The following is an 18509-nucleotide window of genomic DNA, read 5'->3' as shown; positions in this document are numbered from 1 at the left end:
GACCGGCGTGGGGGAACGTGAACGATCGGGGCGCGGGAGTTGGCCGCCGCGGGTGGGTGACGCGCTCGCCGCCGGGCGGGCAGGGTGCGCGAGGGACTAGTCGAACCGTCCTCGCGAGAGGCCGATCGTTGGCATGATCGATGTGCCGCGCACGCTCCGAGGGGTTCCGCGGCTCGAGAGATCTCAGGAGCAGGAGGGGTGGGCGCGGGGTGGCAGTGGACTTCATCGCCCTCGACTGGGAGACGGCCAACGGGTCGCGAGGCTCGGCGTGCGCCGTGGGTCTGGTCGAGGTACGTGCCGGGGCGGTCGTCGACAGCTGGTCGAGCCTGATGCGGCCACCCGACCTGTACGGCTCGTTCGACCTGCGCAACACGGCGGTCCACGGGCTGTGCGCGAAGGACGTGGCGGACGCGCCACGGTTCGAGGAGCTGTGGCCCTCGATCGAGGCACGGCTGCTCGGCTCGACCGTGATCGCGCACAACGCGCAGTTCGACCTGGGAGTCGTCCAGGATGCGACCTGGGGCGCCTCGATCGGTTGTCCGCGCCTGCGGTACGGGTGCACCCTCCTGCTCGCCCGACGGCACTACGACCTCCCGTCGTACACGCTGGACGTCGTGGCCGAGGCCGCTGGTGTCCGGCTGGACCGTCACCACGATGCGCTCTCGGACGCGCTCGCCGCGGCCGAGATCCTGCTGGCCATCACCCAGGACGTCGGGGCCGACTCGGTCGAGGAGGTCTTCGAGGTGCACGGGCTGACCCTCGGCTGGTCCCGTGACCCCGACGGCCGGCCGTGCAGGGTCCAGGGGCGCTCGAGGTGGGAGCGCACCGCCGTCGGGGAGATCGGGTCGGTCGCGCCGACCCTGTGGTGAGGACCGACTCACCTCCCGAAGGGCCTGTCCGTGGCATCCAGCGCGGTTCGCGCACCCCGTGCAGGTCGTCGTCGGGCCGGTGACGGCGTCGAGTCAGGACACGTGCCCCGTGAGCAGCCAGCGCCAGTAGACGTGAGGTTCGAGGAACCGGTCGAAGAGGAACGTGTTGCGACGGGGCCGGGCGAGGTCCGGGAACGGGACGGTCGGCTCGGGCCGACCGTCCCGGTCGAGCTCGGCGAGCAGCAGGTCACGGCGGGAGGTGGTGACCGGGGCGATCGAGTAGCCGTCGTAGCGTCGCATCGGACCCCCGGTGCGCCGGGCGGCGATGTTGTGGGCGACGACCGGGACCTGCTTGCGCAGGGCGCCCCCCGAGGGCAGGGCGTCGACCGCGGCGGCGTCCCCGAGCCCCCAGACCCTGGGGTGGGTGAGGTGCGCGAGGGTGTGCGGGTCGACCGCGACGAACCCGTCGGCCTGCGGGCCGCTCAGGCCGCTCGCGGACACCCAGCCGGGCGCCCGGTGCGGCGGGGCGAGGAGCAGTGCGTCGTACCGCACGAGGTCGGGGTCGGCCGGGGTGCGCACCCGGAGCTCGCGGGCGAGCGGGTCCACGGACTCGACGGCGGTCCCGGTCCGGACCCGGATGCCGTAGCCCGCGGCGGCGGCACGCAGCTCGCGGTCGCCGCGGTCGTGGTCGACGAGACGGTCTCCCTCCACCAGGAGCTCGATCGCGATCCGGTCGAGGGTGCCTTCCTGGCGCCAGTGGTCGGCCGCCATCAGCAGCGGTTTGAGCGCGACTGGTGCGCACGGGACGTGCCGGTCCGAGACCGCGAGGACCACGGTCCCCTCGCGCAGCGAGGAGAGCATCGCCCAGGTCTTCTCGGCGAGGTGGGGCAGGTAGCTGGTCGAGGCGTCCGGGGTGGCGACCGCCTCGCGGGACCCGGGCACGGCGTCCCAGTCGACCTGCGAGCCGGGGCACACGACCAGGTCCCCGTAGGTGATCTCCCCGCCACCGGCCAGCCGCACCATGAACCTCTCGGGCTCGACGGCCGTGACGTGGTCGGCGTACCACGCGCAGCCGGGCGGGATCACCGAGGCTTCGGGTCGGCGGAGGTCGTCGAGGGTGGCCATGCCGCCGGCGACGTACGACAGCAGCGGGCGGTAGTGGTGCGTCTGCTCGGGTTCGACGACGGCGACGTCACGGCAGCCGTCCCGTCGCAGCCGCGCGGCCAGGGAGATGCCGGCGTTGCCGCCGCCGATGATCAGGACGTCGTGGTGCGGTGCGGTGGTCATGGCCGGGCACGCTCCGGTTCGTCGGGGACGGGACCGTCACGATAAGGACGACCACGGGCCGGGCGCGACCGCTGGGGTCCTGCGCCCGGCCCGCTGCCGGAGAGCTCGTCAGGGACCGCTGATCAGACCCATCTGGGTGGGCAGCCACGTCGAGAGCTGGGGCACGAACACGACGACCAGCAGACCCAGCACCAGTGCCACGAGGAACGGCACGATCTTCGAGATCACGGGCTCCAGACGCAGGCCCGCGACCCGCGCGCTGACGAACAGGACGTTGCCGACGGGTGGCGTGATCACCCCGACGCACAGGTTGTAGACGATCATCGTGCCGAAGTGGACGGGACTGATCCCGAACTGCATGACGATCGGCAGGAAGATCGGGGTGAAGATCAGGATGGCCGGTGTCGGGTCCATGAAGGTCCCGACGAGGAGCAGGATGATCATCATCATGATCAGGATGAGCGTGGGGCTGTCCGTGAGCCCGAGCATCGCCGCCGAGATGATGTCCGGGATCCGGGCGAAGGACATGATCCACGACAGCGCCGAGGAGACACCCACCAGGAGCATGACGATCGCGGTGGTCCGGGAGGCGTCCAGCAGCATCCGCGGCAGGTCGCTGACCTTGAGCATCCGGTAGGCGAAACCGAGCACCAGGCAGTACACGACGGCGATCGCGGCGGACTCCGTCGCGGTGAAGACGCCCGAGAGGATCCCGCCGATCACGATGATGATCATCATCAGCGAGGGGACGGCCTTCCAGAGCACCACGAGCCCCTGGCGCAGGCCGACCCGGTCGGTGACCTTGAGCTCGGGGTGCTTGCGGACGTACAGGAGCACCACGACCATGCATGCACCCGCCCACAGCGCGCCGGGCCCGACGCCCGCCATGAAGAGTGCGGCGATCGAGGTGCTGCTGACCAGGGAGTACACGATGAAGGTGTTGCTCGGCGGGATGAGCATCCCGGCGGGGGCCGAGGCGGCGTTGACCGCGGCGGAGAAGGCCCGGTCGTAGCCCTCCTTGCGCTGCCGGGGCCCCATGACCGTCCCGACGGCGGCCGCGGCGGCGACCGCCGCACCCGAGACGGCCCCGAACATGGCGTTCGCCACGACGTTGGTCTGCGCGAGAGAGCCCGGTGCCCGCCCGACGAGCACCTTGGCGGCGTCGATGAGCCGGCCGGCGATACCACCGTTGTTCATGAGCACGCCGGCGAAGATGAAGAAGGGGATCGCGAGCAGCGGGAACGAGTTGATGCCCGTGAACATGCGCTGGGAGCTCGCCAGGACGGCGCCGTCCAGACCCAGCAGGGCCACGGTGGCGAAGATGGCCGAGAGGCCGATGGCCACGGCGATCGGGACGCTCAGGGCGATCATGACGACGATGCCGACGAGCAGGATCAGCCCGGCGAGGGTTGCGGGTTCCATGAGGGCTCCTAGATCGCTTCGGCGTCGTCGGTGGGCTCGATCGGCGCCTCTGTGCCCCGCAGGACCTCGACCACGTGGTAGAGCGCGTAGATCGTGATCAGCACGCCGGTGATCGGCATCACCAGGTACATCACGCCGATCTGGGTGGGCAGAGCGGTGAGGTTGGTGCCCCATGCCCCCTGGGAGGCCCGCCAGCCGCCCCAGATCAGGCCGATCACGGCGAAGGCGATGATGAGGACCTGGACCAGCACCGCGATGATGCGCTGGACCAGGGCCGGGAGCTTCCGGACGACGAAGTCGACCGCGATGTGCCCCCGCTCGGAGAAGACCAGGGCTGCGGCGAAGAACCCGAGCCACACGAAGATGTAGCGCGCGGCCTCCTCGGACCAGGTGCTCGGGTTGTTGATCACCTGGCGGCTGAAGACCTGCCACACCACCGTCAGCACCAGCAGCGCGAACAGGACGACGCAGATCGCGGCGAGTGCTCTGTCCAAGGTCTTCTTCACGGCATGCACGGTTCTGCCCTTCGTCTCGTCGTCCGGAAGCCCGGGCTCACTCGGCCGCGGTGCGCGCGGCGTCGTAGAGGGCCCGCTGGACCTCGTTCTCGATGAACTGGTCGGCCAGGGGCGCCAGGACCTCACGGAAGGCTGCCTCGTCGACCTCGGTGAACGTGGCCCCGCCGGCCTCGGCCTGGGTGATCGCGTCCTCGGTCGCGGTCGTCCACAGCTCGGTGTGCTCCTCGTGCGTGGCGGTCCACTCGGCATCGAACACCGCGCGGTCCTCCGGGGACATCGAGGAGGCCAGGTCGGAGTTGATCACCAGGTAGTCGAGCCCGACGAGGTGGTTGGTGGAGGACCAGTACGGTGCGACCTCGAAGTGCTTCTGCGTGAAGAACGAGACCTCGTTGTTCTCGGCCGCGTCCACGACACCGGCCTGCAGGCCGGTGTAGAGCTCGCCGAAGGCCATCGGGGTCGCCGAGGCGCCCATGGCCTCGGCCATCGCGATGTGCAGGTCGCTCTCCTGGACGCGCAGCTTCTTGCCCGCGAGGTCGGCCGGGGTCTGGACCGGGCCGAAGTTCGTGTAGATGCTCCGGGCGCCCTGGGTGAAGCCACCCAGGACCGTGATGCTGCTGCCGTCCTCGAGCGAGGTGTACAGGTCGCCGACGATCTCCTGGTCGTGGATGACGCCCATCTGGTGCTCGACGGAGTCGAAGACCTGCGGGAGGTTGAAGACGAGGAAGTCGCTGTTCAGGTTCTCCAGCTGGGTACCGGAGACGATCGCCAGGTCCACGGTCCCGTCGCTGACCAGCTGCAGGGCCTCCTGCTGGGCGCCCAGGGTCTCGTTCGGGAACACGTCGATCTGCCAGCGACCCTCGGTCGCCTCGGAGAGGCGCTCGCCGAAGTTCGCCAGTGCGACGTAGGAGGGGTGCTCCTCGGTCTGGTTCAGGGCCAGGCGCATCGTGGAGCCTGCGGAGGTCTGCCCGTTGCCGTCACCGCCGGCGGTGTCGTTGCCGGCGCTCCCGTCCGCCCCGCACGCGGTCAAGGCCAGCGCGACCACACCCGTCAGGGCGGTGGCGGCCACTCGTGTCGTGATCTTCATGGTGTCTCCTCGACGTTGCGGAGCGCTTGCGGTCGCTCGGCGTGGGCCCTGGTGGCTCACTTCTGACCTCATTGAGACACCCGGCCCGCGCCTACGGCAACCAGTTGCCATCCTTTGTCACGCTGCGCTGCGGGGGAGGTGCGGCGGTCGCCCACGGGGCGAGTCGGGGGCCCTTGCGGGCCGTGGACTCCCGGACGATCAGCTGCGCCGGGAGCAGCGCAGGACGCAGCCCGCGCGGCGCGTTCGGCGCCAGCTGGGCGAGCAGCGTCTTGACGGCGAACGCCCCGAGGTTGCGCAGCGGCGCGGCGACGGTGGTCAGCGGCGGTGTGCAGAAGTCGGACCCGAAGATGTTGTCGAAGCCGATCACGCTGACGTCAGCGGGGATCCGGGCCCCCATCAGTGTCAGCCCGCGCATGATGCCGATCGCGAGCAGGTCGTTGTAGGTGATGACGGCGCTCGTCGGGCGGTCGTCGAAGGTGCGTGCGGCCGCGAGGCCACCGGCGAGGGTGGGGGAGAAGGGGCCGATCCGGCGGGTCTGCAGCTCGAGCTCGAAGGCTGCCTCCCGCAGCGACCGCCACCGCATGCCGTCGGCCCAGGAGGCCTCCGGGCCGGCGACGTAGGTGATCGTCGTGTGCCCCAGCTCCGCGAGGTGCTCCACGGCTCGTCGCATGCCGCGGGCGTTGTCCGTGACCACGCTGGGGATGTCCGTCATCACCCGGTTGAGCACGATCGTCGGTCGTTGCTTGGCGGTCACGCGGATCGAGGAGTCCGAGAGGCGTGACGTGGCCAGGATGATGCCTTCGACGAGCGGGACGACCCGGTCCAGGACCTCCTTCTCGGCCTCGGCCGACTCCTCCACGTCGGCGACGAGCATCGTGTACCCGGCCACCCGGGCGGCCTCCTGCGCCCCGCGGATGATCTCGAAGAAGAACGGGTTGGTGACGTCGGCGACGAGCAGCGCGAGCAGTGAGGTCTTCCCGGTGGGCAGCGCCCGGGCGAGCGGGTTCGTGCGGTATCCCATCTCGGCGGCGACCCGGCGGATGCGGTCGGCCGTCTCGGCGTTGACGCGTCCTGGTCGCGAGAACGCTCGCGACACCGTGGAGGGCGCGACCCCGCACGCCTTGGCCACGTCGTAGATCGTCGGGCTCGCCTGCCGGCGCCAGCCCGGCTCCTCGTCCATGCCTGGACGCTACGCCGACCGGTGGGGGGCAGCAACCGATTGCCATCCCTTGTCGCCGGTGGGACCGGTCGGGTGCGCCCTGGCTGCGCGGCAAGTCACGACAACCGCTTGCTACCGATCGGGCCGAGGATGGTCAATGGCAGCGACCACCGTCAGCGGCCGACCACCGGAGATCATGAGATGACCACGTCCCTCCCGCCCTCGTCGTCCTCCGACGCCTCGGCGCAGGTGCAGGCGCAGGTGGACGCGGCGGAGGCCGAGCTGCGCCGGCTCGGGCTGGACGCGGTGCGGGTCCAGCCGCACGGGGAGCTGGCTCGGCTCGAGGTGCCGATCGCCGACATCACCACCGTGTCCGCTCAGCCACTGCGTCTGGAGGTGCTGCGGGCGGTGCGGTCCGCGGGGTTCGCCCTCGTGGCGATCGACCTGGTCGGGATCGAGAGCTCGAGCCGCACGCGACCGCTCGACAGCACCCCGGCGCCCGGGGTGCCCACCCCGCCGGCTGCCTAGGGCCAGCGGTGCTCACCAGTCGTGGACGGTCCCGTCGGCGAGCCGGTTGTACGGCAGGTAGGCCTGCTCGTAGGGGTACTTGCCCGCCTCGTCCACATCGAGCTCGACGCCCAGGCCCGGGTTGTCCCCGGGGTGCAGCATGCCGTCGGTGAACGTGAAGGACTGCTGGAAGACCTCGTTGGTCCTCGAGCCGTGCTGCATGTACTCCTGGATGCCGAAGTTGTGGATCGCCAGGCCCAGGTGCATCGCGGCGGCCATGCCGACGGGGGAGATGTCGGTGGGACCGTGCATGCCGGACTTGATCTGGTACTGCGCCGCGTACTCGAGCACCTTCTTGAGGTGGGAGATGCCCCCGGTGTGGGTGACGGCCGAGCGCACGTAGTCGATCAGCTGCTCGCGGATGATCGTCTGGTAGTCCCAGACGGTGTTGAAGATCTCCCCGATCGCCAGAGGCGTGGTGCTGTGCTGCCGGACCAGCCGCAGCGCCTCCTGGTTCTCGGCAGGGGTGATGTCCTCGAGCCAGAACAGGTCGTAGGGCTCGAGGGACTTCGCCAGCTTGGCGGCCTGGATGGGTGTCATCCGGTGGTGCCCGTCGTGCAGCAGGGGCAGCTCGGGGCCGAACTCGTGGCGGACGGCCTCGAAGACGGTCGGGAGGTGCCGGAGGTAGGAGCGGGTGTCCCAGTCCTCCTCGGCGGGGCGGGCGCCACGCTGGGCGGGCTCGTGGTCGTAGCGGGTGCCGGTGTTGGCCTCGAACGTCGCGTTGGACGCGATGCCGTAGATGGACTTCAGTCCCGGCACCCCGGTCTGGACCCGGATCGCCTTGTACCCCTGCTCCTGGTGCTCGCGGATCGAGTCGAACAGCTCGTCCTGCGTCTTGCCCGAGGCGTGCCCGTAGGCGAGCAGGCCGGTCCGGGAAGCCCCGCCCAGGAGCTGGTAGAGCGGCATGCCCGCGACCTTGGCCTTGATGTCCCACAGGGCGACGTCGACCGCGGCGATCGCGGCCATCGTGACCGGCCCGCGCCGCCAGTAGGCGCTGCGGTACAGGAACTGCCAGGTGTCCTCGATCCGGTGGGCGTCGATGCCGATCAGCAACGGTGCGACGTGGTCGCGCAGGTAGCTCACCACGGCGAGCTCACGGCCGTTGAGCGTCGCGTCGCCCAGCCCGGTCACACCGTCGTCGGTGGTGATCTTGAGCGTGACGAAGTTGCGGTTGGGGCTCGTGACGATCACGTCGGCGGCAACGATCCTCATGGTCCTGCTCCCGGAGGTGGTAGGGGTCGGGATCGCCAGTCCATCCTTGGGCCGGCGGGGTGACAAGCGGTTGCCGTCGGTTGCCGCCGGGACGTCGCGATGTCGAGGTCGTCAGGCCTCGCCGAGAGGTGCCGCCCTCGTCGAGTCAGTCACGGGCGCCGTGACAAGTCGTGGCAACTCGTTGCCCAGCACGTCCGGGCCCGGCCAAGAATGGGCCCACCAGCTCCCGGCCGAGATCGGCCGACGCTGACCGGCAGCGCATCCGAGACGCGACTGCTCATCGATGTCGAAGGAGACACGCACATGTGGACAACCCTGGGTTCGAGAAGCCGGCGCCTTGCCGGGCTGGCGTTCGCGGTTCCTCTCGTGGTCGCCGTGGCGGGAGGCGCACTGGCCGCGCCGCCGGACCGCGTCGGCGACCCGCCCGGTCGGGGCGGTGACGCCCCGCCTGCTCACTCCCACGCCGGTGGACGCTGGGCCCCCGAGGTCGAGTCCCGCGTCAAGCCGATCCTCAGGCACGGCCAGCGTCAGTTCCGGGACCTGAACGCCAACGGGCGGATCGACGTCTACGAGGACTGGCGCAAGCCGGTCCAGGCGCGGGTCGCGGACCTCGTGCAGCGGATGACGCTCGAGGAGAAGGCCGGCCTCATGCTCATCGACACGCTCAACGCCGAGTGCGACCAGACGACGGGGCAGCGTGGTGTCCTCGGCCCGAACGCCGAGAGCTACGTCACCGTGCAGCACATGCACCGGTTCATCTTCCGCAACACCGTGACCAGCGAGGACCGCGCGGTCTGCGGCAGCCCCGGCAGCGGCTTCGGTGCCAGCACGAGTGTCACGCCGGCCGAGGCCGCGACCTTCATGAACAGCATGCAGGAGCTCTCCGAGTCCACGCGGCTGGGGATCCCGGTCCTGTACAAGTCGAACGCGCGCAACCACATCGACCCGGACGCCCGTGTGGGCATCAACGAGAGCGCCGGCTCGATGACCCCCTTCCCCAAGGAGGCGGGCATCGCTGCGGCGGCGCTCGGCGCCGAGGCAGCACGCACCGGGACGGCCCCCACGACCGGGGACATGTCGGTGGTCGAGGACTTCGCCGCTGTCATGGGCGAGGAGTGGCGCTCGATCGGCCTGCGCGGGATGTACGGGTACATGGCGGACCTGTCGACCGAGCCGCGGTGGTACCGCACGCACGAGACCTTCACCGAGGACGCGGACGCCGGTGCGGCCATCATGGGCCAGCTCGTCCGGACGCTCCAGGGCCCGATGGACACGAGGTCGGGCAGCTCGCTGAGCCCCCGGTCCGATGTCGCGCTGACCATGAAGCACTTCCCCGGAGGGGGCCCGCAGGAGCTGGGCCTGGACCCGCACTACGCCTTCGGCAAGACGCAGGTCTACCCCGGGGACGGGTTCGGCTACCACCTCAAGCCGTTCCAGGCGGCCATCGACGCCGGGGTCTCGGCGATCATGCCGTACTACGGGATACCGGTGGACGTGCAGCACGACGGCGTCGCCTACGACGAGGTCGGCTTCGCCTTCTCGGACCAGACGATCAACGGACTGCTGCGCGAGGGCCTGGGCTTCACCGGGTACGTCAACTCCGACACGGGGATCATCAACGACCGCGCCTGGGGACTGGAGGAGGCCACGGTGCCCGAGCGGGTCGCCGCGGCGATCAACAGCGGCACCGACACGCTGTCCGGGTTCAACGACGTGCAGACCATCATCGACCTGGTCGATGCCGGGCTGGTCAGCGAGGACCGCGTGACCCTGGCCGCGCAGCGGCTGCTCGAGCCGATGATCCGCATGGGTCTGTTCGAGAACCCGTACGTCGACGTCGAGGACGCGACCGCGACCGTCGGGAGCCAGGCCAACCGCGAGGTCGGCCTGGACGTCCAGCGTGACTCCCTGGTGCTGCTGCAGAACCAGGAGACCGTCGACGGTGACCCTGCGCTCCCGCTCCCGGCGGGCTCGGACGTCTACCTGCTCGGCGCCTTCGACGCCGAGACGGTCCGGAGCTACGGCTACCAGGTCACCGACGGCAACACCCCGGACGCTGCCGACCGGCCGAGCGCGGCCGGTCACGACCGGGTGATCATCTCGCTGACCGCCGGGACCAGCCGGGCCGCCACGGGGGCCTACCGGAGCGACGACCCTGCCACGGGGCTGAACCCTGCGTACGTCAACCCCATCGAGCTCGAGGGCTTCGCGGGTCTCGACGGGCAGAGCCCGTACGGGGTGTCCGACGCCTGCGTCTCCTACGGTGCGGCGAGCTGCACGGACGACACGCTGCGTTTCGGTGGTTCCTTCCCGTGGGAGACCAGCCTCCTGGACTTCACCGGGATGCAGCAGGCCGCGTCCTGGGAGGTCACCCCGTCCCTGGACGTGGTCCAGCAGGTCATGGCCGAGGTCGACGACCCGAGCTCGGTGATCCTGCACGTGTACTTCCGCCAGCCCTACGTGCTGGACGAGGCCAGCGGGCTGCGGGACGCCGGCGCGATCGTGGCCGGGTTCGGGGTCGGCGACAGAGCGCTGCTCGACGTGCTGTCCGGTGAGGTCGCCCCCCAGGGTCGGATGCCTTTCGCCCTGGCGGGCACCCGCCAGGCGATCGAGGAGCAGGACAGCGACCTGCCCGGCTACGACGAGACCACGGACGGGGCGCTCTACCCGTTCGGTCACGGGCTCACCTACGGGTCCGGCTCCTAGCCGCGAGCCGTCGCACGCGCGGGGCCCTCACCAGCCGGTGGGGGCCCCGCTCGTGCGTGCTCGCAGCGTCGGGGCCCCGGGAGCGGTCGTGCGGCGAGGCCCACTGCGTCCCTGAGACAACTGATGGCAAGCGGTTGTCGTCCTCTTGCTCTGCGGATCAGACTCGCTCCATGAGCAGCCCGACCGCGCACCTGGCCCCGCACCCCGACCGCCTCCTGCCGGCGGATCCCACCGCGCTGGGGATCGCCCGCCGGCTGTACTCGGCCGTGCGCGACCTGCCGATCGTCTCTCCCCACGGGCACGTCGACCCGGCCACCCTCCTGCACGACACCCCGTTCACCGACCCCGCAGCGCTCTTCGTGACGCCCGACCACTACGTGACCCGCCTGCTGCACGCCTCGGGGGTCCCGCTCTCGGACCTGGGCGTCGGGCAGGGACCCCTGGAGCCCGAGGAGGCACGGGAGGTCTGGCGCCGGCTCTGCTCGCACTGGCACGTGTTCCGTGGGACCCCGGTCAGGTACTGGCTGGAGTCCGAGCTCGCCGAGATCTTCGGCATCACGGTGCGACCCGGCCCGCAGACCGCCGACGAGATCTACGACCGGATCGCCGAGCGCCTCACCCAGCCCGCGTACCGGCCGCGCGCCCTGTACGACCAGTTCCGGATCGCCGTCCTCGCCACGACCGACGACCCGACCGACGACCTCGCGGCTCATCAGGCCCTGGTGGCCGACCCGACGTGGACGGGCCGGGTCATCCCGACCTTCCGGCCCGACCGGTACCTGGAGGTCGGCGCCCCCGCCTGGTCCGACGACGTCGTCCGGCTCGGAGCAGTCTCGGGGGTCGACACCGCCGGCTACGCAGGGTGGGTCGAGGCGATGGAGTCGCGCCGGGCCTACTTCAAGGCCCACGGTGCGGTCTCGACGGACCACAGCCACCAGGATGCGCGGACCGACCCGCTCGAGGCCGCCGATGCCGACCGGATCTACCGCGACGCCGTGGCCGGTCGCTCCTCCCGCCCTGACGAGGTCGCCCTGCGCCGGCACATGCTGCTGGAGATGGCGCGGATGTCGACCGAGGACGGCCTGACGATGACCCTGCACCCGGGGGTCCGCCGCGGGCACCATGGTCCGACCCTCGCCAGGTTCGGCGCCGACACGGGGCACGACATCCCGCTGCGCGGGGACTTCACCGACCCGCTCCGGCCCCTGCTCGAGAGGTTCGGCACGCACCCGAACCTCACGCTGGTGCTCTTCACCCTCGACGAGACCGTGTTCTCGCGTGAGCTCGCACCGCTCGCGGGCTTCTACCCGTCGGTCTACGTCGGGGCGCCGTGGTGGTTCCTCGACGCCCCGGAGGCCGTGCGCCGGTGGCGCGCGGCGATCACCGAGTCGGCCGGCTTCACCAAGACGTCGGGGTTCATCGACGACACGCGTGCCTTCTGCTCGATCCCGGCCCGCCACGACATGGCCCGTCGTCTGGACAGCGGGTACCTGGCCCAGCTGGTCGCGGAGCACCGGCTCGACGAGGACGAGGCGCAGGAGACCGCCGTGGACCTCGTGACCGGTCGGCCGAGGGAGGTGTTCGGCCTGTGAGCCCGACCACCCCCGACGGGGCAGCGTTGCGACGCACCGCTCCCGCCGCGCCCGTGCGGCACGTGCACCTCGGGCTCGGCAACTTCTTCCGGGCCCACCAGGCCTGGTACACCCACCGTGCGGCGGACGCGGGGGACTGGGGCATCGCCGCCTTTACGGGCCGCAGCCCCGACCTCGCGGTCACGATGGCCGCCCAGGACGGGCTCTACACGCTGGACACCCGCGGCCGGGACGGCGACCACTTCGAGGTCGTCCGTTCCGTCGTCGCCGCGCACGCGGCCACCGACCACGGTGCCTGGCTCCGCTACCTCGCCGACCCGGGGGTCGGGATCGTCACCTCGACGGTGACCGAGGCCGGGTACCTGCGGGGGGCCGACGGCGGTCTCGACGAGACGCGGCCCGCGGTGCAGGCCGAGGTCCGCGCGCTGCGCGACGACCCGACGGCGGGCGTCCGCACCGCGCCGGGACGCCTCGTCGCGGGGCTCCTGGCCCGACGACGGGCCGACGCCGGCCCGATCAGCGTGATCCCGTGCGACAACCTCCCGGAGAACGGGGCTGTCGTCGCCCGCGTGACGCGTCGCTTCGCCGAGCTCGTCGACCCGTCCCTGGTGGGGTGGCTGGACGGCAACGTCGGCTGGGTCACGACCATGGTCGACCGGATCACGCCCGAGCCGACCGAGGCCGACCGTGCCCTCATCCGCGCCGAGACCGGGGTGGACGACCGTGCCCCCGTCGTCACCGAGCCGTTCAGCGAGTGGGTCCTCAGCGGCGAGCTGGCGGCCGGCAGCCCCGGGTGGGCCGGTGCCGGAGCGGTCGTGACCGACGACATCCACCCGTTCGAGGCCCGCAAGCTCGGGCTGCTCAACGGTGCCCACTCCCTGCTCGCCTACGCCGGCCCCCTGCGCGGGCACGCGACCGTGGCCGAGGCCGTCGCCGACGACACGTGCCGAGGGTGGGTCGAGGAGTGGTGGGACGAGGCGTCGACCCACCTGACGCTGCCTGCCGCGGACGTCGCGGCCTACCGCACCGCGCTGCTCGAACGGTTCGGCAACCCGGCCATCCGGCACCGCCTGGAGCAGATCGCCGCCGACGGCTCGCAGAAGGTCCCGGTGCGGATCCTGCCCACGGTCCGCCTCGAGCGGGCCGCCGGACGGATGCCGGACGGGGCCGCCCGGGCCCTCGCAGCCTGGGTGCTGCACCTGCGCGGCGACGGGTGCGCCGTGACCGACCCCGGCGCGGCCGGTCTCGTGCAGCAGGTCTCCGGCCCGCTCCCGACGGCGGTGCACCGGGTGCTGAGCGGCCTGGACGGGTCGCTGGCCGACGACGACGCCCTGGTCGCAGCCGTCATCGAGCACGCGCAGGCCCTCTCGCGCCGGTGAGCAGGCGGCCCGCACCGTCTCGCGGTCCGGCACATCCGGCGTAGGGTGCGGTTCCGGTGGCCGTCTGCAGGCCGTCACGGCGCGAACGAGGAGTCCTGATGGCAGGCGGTCTGGCGGCTCTCCTGGACGACATCGCCGCGCTCGCGAAGCTCGCCGCGGCGTCGGTCGACGACGTGAGCGCGGCCGCCGGGCGGGCGAGCGCCAAGGCCGCCGGTGTGGTCATCGACGACACGGCGGTGACCCCGCGGTACCTGCACGGCTTCACCGCCGAGCGTGAGCTGCCGATCGTGCGACGGATCGCCGTCGGCTCGCTGCGCAACAAGCTCGTGTTCATCCTCCCCGCCGCGTTGCTGCTCAGCCAGTTCCTACCGTGGCTGCTCACCCCGATCCTCATGGTCGGCGGGACCTACCTGGCCTTCGAGGGCGCCGAGAAGGTCTACGAGGTCCTCACCGGGCATGCCAAGGAGAAGACCGCCCTGCCCGCGGCGGCGCAGGGCGAGGACGTCGAGAAGGCCATGGTCGCCGGGGCGATCCGCACCGACTTCATCCTCTCGGCCGAGATCATGGTCATCGCCCTCAACGAGGTCGCCGACGAGCCGCTGGTCTCGCGCGCGGTGATCCTGGTCGTGGTCGCGCTGGGGATCACCCTGCTCGTCTACGGGGTGGTCGCGCTGATCGTGAAGATGGACGACATCGGGCTGCGCCTGGCGCGGACCCGGCACGGGGCGGTCGCGGCGACCGGGCGGCTCCTGGTCCGGGCCATGCCCAAGGTCCTCGCCGTGCTCTCGGCCGTGGGGATCGTGGCGATGCTGTGGGTCGGCGGTCACATCCTGCTCGTCGGGGTCGACGAGCTGGGCTGGCACGCGCTGTACGACCTCGTGCACCGCGCCGAGGAGGCCGTCCACACCGTGCCGGGGGTCGGCGGCACCCTGGCCTGGCTCACCAACACCCTCGCCTCGGCGCTGGTCGGGCTCGTGGTGGGCGCCGTCGTCGTCGCCGTCGTGCACCTGCTGCCGAGACGCCGGGTCGCCGCCGGGGCGCACTGATCGGTGCGATCGCGCGGGGAGGTCGGTGCCGTCAGGCGAGACCCGGGGGCCCGTCCGGTGGCGTGTCCTTGCGGTGACCCGACGGGGGGGCACCGGTCGTCCCCCGGACGACGAGGTGTGTCGGGAGGGTCACGTGAGGTGAGCCGGCCGATCCTCCGGCGAGCACCTCCTGCACGAGGCGCCCGGCGACGCGCCCCTGCTCGGTGACGGGCTGGTGCACGGTGGTCAGGTCGACCATGTCGGCCAGCGAGTGGTCGTCGATCCCGACGACGGACACGGTGTGCGGGACGGGTACCGCGGCTCGCCGCAGCGTCCGGAGCGCCCCGAAGGCGAGCTCGTCGGAGAAGGTGACCACGGCCGTGGGAGGGCGGGCGAGGCTGAGCAGCCGGCTCATTCCCTCGGCGCCGCCGAGGCTCCCCCAGGGCTGGTGCAGGACCAGGTCGGGCCGGACCGGCACCCCGGCGTCCTCGAGGGCCTCGGTGAAGCCGCGGAGCCGTGCCCCGGGCGCGGCGTACTCGAGGGTCCAGTGCCCGGTCGCGTTGATCATCGCGATCCGCTCGTGGCCGGCCAGCAGGAGATGGGCCGTGGCCTGCCGCGCCGCCGCGACGTCGTCGATCCGCACGTGGGGGTGGTCACCGAGCGTGCCGCCGGCCATGACGACCGTCACCCCCATGAGCTCGACCCTGTCCTGCTCGTCCCGGCTGATCGGCATGGCCACGAGGATCAGGGCGTCCACCTGCCGCCGAGCCGGGAGCTCGTCGAAGAACCGACGTCGTTCGGCCTCCTCCTTGACCTCGTAGAGCAGGACGTCCAGGTCGCTGTCGCGCAGGGCGCTCACGATGCCCTCGAGCATGGACCCGTAGAACCAGTGCGCGAGGTCGGGGGTGACGACGGCGACCCGACCGTTCGCCCCTCGTGCGAGTCGTGCGGCGGTGGGGGAGACCGAGTAGGAGAGGTCCTGCGCGAGCAGCCTGATGCGCTCGCGGGTGGTCTCGGAGACACCGGGGGCGCCGCTGAGCGCGCGCGAGACCGTGGCGATCGAGACTCCTGCCCGCGCCGCCAGGTCCGACATGTTGAGACTCGCCGACCGCTTCGCCACGCAGTCACGATAGCGCGCAGCGTAAGCGTTTGCGGTTTGGCACCCGGCGGTACTGAGGCCGTTCTCGTGCGGACTCACCACGACCTGTCGAAGGATGGTTGACAGCCCGCGGGCGCTCGCCCATGCTCGACGTAAGCGCTTACGTCCTCAAGGAGCATCGCCCCATGTCGTTCCCACCCCGTCTGCCGTCCCGCCCGGTGGCCGACCCGCGCGCCGTCGTCCAGGGCGAGCACTACCGCATCACGGTGCTGACCGAGGGTCTGGTGCGTCTCGAGCACTCGCCCGACGGCGTCTTCGAGGACCGCGCGTCCACGTTCGCGCTCCACCGCGACCTGCCCGTCCCGCAGTTCCGGGTCGTCCAGGACGACGCGCACCTGGAGATCGTGACGTCACGGCTGCGGCTGTCCTACGACAAGGGTCCGTTCACGACCAGCGGGCTGAGCCTCGCGGTCCAGGGCGGGGTCAGCAGCTACCACTCGGTGTGGCGTCACGGGCAGGAGCCCGGCGACCTGCGCGGCACGGCGCGGACCCTGGACGAGGCCGACGGCGCGGTCCCGCTCGAGCCCGGCGTGGTCTCCCGCAGGGGGTACTCCGTGATCGACGACGGCGGGTCGTTCGTCTTCGACGACCAGGGCTGGGTCGCCGCGGACAGCGTCGGGCGCACCGACCTGTACGTGTTCGCCTACGGTCACGACCACCAGGCGGCGCTCGAGGCCTTCTACGCCGTGTCGGGTCCCACCCCGGTGCTGCCGCGCTACGCGCTGGGCAACTGGTGGAGCCGGTACCACCGCTACACCACGGAGTCGTACACCGAGCTGATCACGCGGTTCCGAGACGAGGGCATCCCGTTCTCGGTCAGCGTGGTCGACATGGACTGGCACCTGGTCGACGTCGACCCGGCCCACGGCAGCGGCTGGACGGGCTACACCTGGAACCGCGACCTCTTCCCCGACCCGGAGGCGTTCCTGGCGTGGCTGCACGACAACGGCCTGCGGGTGACCCTCAACGTGCACCCCGCCGACGGCGTGCGGGCCTACGAGGAGGCCTACCCCACGATGACGGCCGCCCTCGGGCGGGACGGCTCCTCGGGGGACCCGATCGCCTTCGACGTGACCGACCGGGAGTTCCTGACCGCGTACTTCGAGGTGCTGCACCGTGGGCTCGAGGAGCAGGGTGTGGACTTCTGGTGGCTGGACTGGCAGTCCGGACCCCACTCGAGGGTCGCGGGGATCGACCCGCTGTGGATGCTCAACCACTTCCACTACCTCGACAACGCGCGGGACGGTCGGCGCGCCCTGACGTTCTCGCGCTACGCCGGTCCGGGCAGTCACCGCTACCCCGTGGGGTTCTCGGGGGACACCGTGATCTCGTGGGCGTCGCTGGCCTTCCAGCCGCGGTTCACGGCCACGGCGAGCAACATCGGGTACGGGTGGTGGAGCCACGACATCGGTGGCCACTTCTTCGGCGCCAAGGACGACGAGCTCGCGACCCGGTGGCTGCAGCTGGGGACGTTCTCGCCGATCCTGCGGCTGCACTCGGGTGCCAACCCGTTCATCACCAAGGAGCCGTGGACCTTCCCGGTCGGCGTCCAGGAGGTCATGACGACGTTCCTGCGGCTGCGCCACCGCCTGGTGCCGTACCTGCACACGATGAACCACCGCGCCTCCCGGGAGGGGCTGCCCCTGGTGCTGCCGATGTACTACCGGTGGCCCGAGGCCGACGCGGCGTACGAGGTGCCCGACCAGTACCTGTTCGGCACCGATCTGCTGGTGGCGCCGATCACCGAGCCGGCCGACAGCCGCACGCGCCTGGGCCGGGTCAGGGCGTGGCTTCCCGAGGGGACCTGGGTCGACGTGCTGACCGACCTCGTCTACGACGGAGGGCGGGAGACCTACCTGCATCGTGACCTGAGCACGATCCCGGTGCTGGCCCCCGGCGGGGCGATCGTCCCGCTGGACGCTGCCGCCGTGCCCGAGAACGAGCCCGCCAACCCGGCGGCGCTCGAGCTCCTCGTCGTGGTGGGGGCCGACGGCCGGTTCGAGCTGCTCGAGGACGACGACACCCTGCACGGTGACCTCGCCCGCACCTTGATCACCTTCACGCAGAGCAGCGGCGCCGTCGTGATCGGTCCGGTGGTCGGCCCGGCGTCGGTGGTGCCCGCGGTGCGCAGCTGGACGGTGACCCTTCCCGCGCTCGAGGGCGGCACCACCCTCGGGGCGACCGTGGACGGCGCCCCGGTACGCGCACGCGTGGACCGCGACGGCTCACGCGTGTCGGTCACGGTCCAGGACGTCCCGACGGGCGCGGTCCTGGAGGTCGACCTGGGACCCGAGCCGCAGCTGGGTGGGAACGACGTGCCGGGACTGCTCTTCGCCCTCCTGGACCGCGCGCAGATCGAGTACGCGACCAAGGAGCGGGTGCTGGCGGTCGCGACGTCGGACCACCCGCTGACGGTGCGCCTGGCCCACCTGCAGGCCCTCGACCTCGAGCCGGTCCTCGCGACGGCTGTCGGCGAGATCCTCCTGGCGCGGCAGGAACGCGTGGGCTGAGCGCGCCGGGCAAGACATCCCAG

Annotated in this window: 14 protein-coding genes; 7 read left to right on the top strand and 7 right to left on the bottom strand. The window is 71.5% G+C overall.

Features of this window, described 5'->3' with window-relative positions:
• Window positions 1–209 precede the first annotated feature (209 nt).
• Window positions 210–869 carry an exonuclease domain-containing protein gene (locus M1R94_RS02040; protein ID WP_249380006.1) on the top strand — a complete coding sequence of 220 codons (660 nt, stop codon included), beginning with the start codon at window positions 210–212 and terminating at the stop codon, window positions 867–869.
• Between the two features lie 93 nt (window positions 870–962).
• Here the strand turns inward: M1R94_RS02040 and M1R94_RS02035 are convergent, their stop codons facing one another.
• The 5 genes from M1R94_RS02035 to M1R94_RS02015 all read right to left on the bottom strand — a co-directional run bounded on the left by M1R94_RS02035 (window position 963) and on the right by M1R94_RS02015 (window position 6357).
• The gene (locus tag M1R94_RS02035) at window positions 963–2156 is read right to left on the bottom strand and encodes an NAD(P)/FAD-dependent oxidoreductase (RefSeq protein WP_249380005.1); all 1194 of its coding nucleotides are present in this window, start codon (window positions 2154–2156) and stop codon (window positions 963–965) included.
• A 108-nt stretch (window positions 2157–2264) separates the two neighbouring features.
• Entirely contained in the window at window positions 2265–3578 is a 1314-nt protein-coding gene (locus tag M1R94_RS02030; RefSeq protein WP_249380004.1) for a TRAP transporter large permease, read from the bottom strand.
• Between the two features lie 8 nt (window positions 3579–3586).
• Window positions 3587–4084: a TRAP transporter small permease gene (locus M1R94_RS02025; protein WP_249380003.1), complete on the bottom strand. Its 498-nt coding sequence runs from the start codon at window positions 4082–4084 to the stop codon at window positions 3587–3589.
• A gap of 46 nt (window positions 4085–4130) precedes the next feature.
• Window positions 4131–5177: a TRAP transporter substrate-binding protein gene (locus M1R94_RS02020; RefSeq protein WP_249380002.1), complete on the bottom strand. Its 1047-nt coding sequence runs from the start codon at window positions 5175–5177 to the stop codon at window positions 4131–4133.
• 91 nt (window positions 5178–5268) lie between these two features.
• Window positions 5269–6357: a LacI family DNA-binding transcriptional regulator gene (locus M1R94_RS02015; RefSeq protein ID WP_249380001.1), complete on the bottom strand. Its 1089-nt coding sequence runs from the start codon at window positions 6355–6357 to the stop codon at window positions 5269–5271.
• A gap of 180 nt (window positions 6358–6537) precedes the next feature.
• On the opposite strand from M1R94_RS02015, the gene M1R94_RS02010 reads away from it, so the two are divergent.
• Entirely contained in the window at window positions 6538–6864 is a 327-nt protein-coding gene (locus M1R94_RS02010) for an adenine nucleotide alpha-hydrolase family protein (RefSeq protein ID WP_249380000.1), read from the top strand.
• 12 nt (window positions 6865–6876) lie between these two features.
• Here M1R94_RS02010 and manD read toward each other — a convergent pair whose 3' ends face one another.
• On the bottom strand, window positions 6877–8115 hold the full coding sequence (gene manD, locus M1R94_RS02005) for a D-mannonate dehydratase ManD (RefSeq protein WP_249379999.1): 1239 nt from the start codon (window positions 8113–8115) through the stop codon (window positions 6877–6879).
• Window positions 8116–8418: 303 nt separating this feature from the next.
• On the opposite strand from manD, the gene M1R94_RS02000 reads away from it, so the two are divergent.
• From M1R94_RS02000 to M1R94_RS01985, 4 genes are all read left to right on the top strand, one after another.
• Window positions 8419–10821 carry a glycoside hydrolase family 3 protein gene (locus M1R94_RS02000; RefSeq protein ID WP_249379998.1) on the top strand — a complete coding sequence of 801 codons (2403 nt, stop codon included), beginning with the start codon at window positions 8419–8421 and terminating at the stop codon, window positions 10819–10821.
• Between the two features lie 170 nt (window positions 10822–10991).
• Window positions 10992–12413 carry a glucuronate isomerase gene (gene uxaC, locus M1R94_RS01995; RefSeq protein WP_249379997.1) on the top strand — a complete coding sequence of 474 codons (1422 nt, stop codon included), beginning with the start codon at window positions 10992–10994 and terminating at the stop codon, window positions 12411–12413.
• Window positions 12410–13792, top strand: a complete 1383-nt coding sequence (locus M1R94_RS01990; protein ID WP_249379996.1) for a mannitol dehydrogenase family protein — start codon at window positions 12410–12412, stop codon at window positions 13790–13792. The genes uxaC and M1R94_RS01990 overlap by 4 nt, the downstream gene beginning before the upstream one ends.
• Window positions 13793–13890: 98 nt before the next feature.
• Complete coding sequence (locus tag M1R94_RS01985; RefSeq protein WP_249379995.1) at window positions 13891–14838, top strand: DUF808 domain-containing protein; 948 nt, start codon at window positions 13891–13893, stop codon at window positions 14836–14838.
• Window positions 14839–14869: 31 nt separating this feature from the next.
• Here M1R94_RS01985 and M1R94_RS01980 read toward each other — a convergent pair whose 3' ends face one another.
• Complete coding sequence (locus M1R94_RS01980; RefSeq protein WP_249379994.1) at window positions 14870–15937, bottom strand: LacI family DNA-binding transcriptional regulator; 1068 nt, start codon at window positions 15935–15937, stop codon at window positions 14870–14872.
• Between the two features lie 164 nt (window positions 15938–16101).
• Here M1R94_RS01980 and M1R94_RS01975 point away from each other — a divergent pair, with 164 nt between their 5' ends.
• A complete protein-coding gene (locus M1R94_RS01975) occupies window positions 16102–18486 on the top strand; it encodes a glycoside hydrolase family 31 protein (protein WP_249379993.1) in 2385 nt (794 codons plus the stop codon).
• Window positions 18487–18509 lie beyond the last annotated feature (23 nt).

It is taken from the genome of Actinotalea alkalitolerans (assembly GCF_023369855.1).
Classification (GTDB): Bacteria; Actinomycetota; Actinomycetes; order Actinomycetales; family Cellulomonadaceae; genus Actinotalea.
This window is presented reverse-complemented; position numbering and strand designations above follow the sequence as displayed.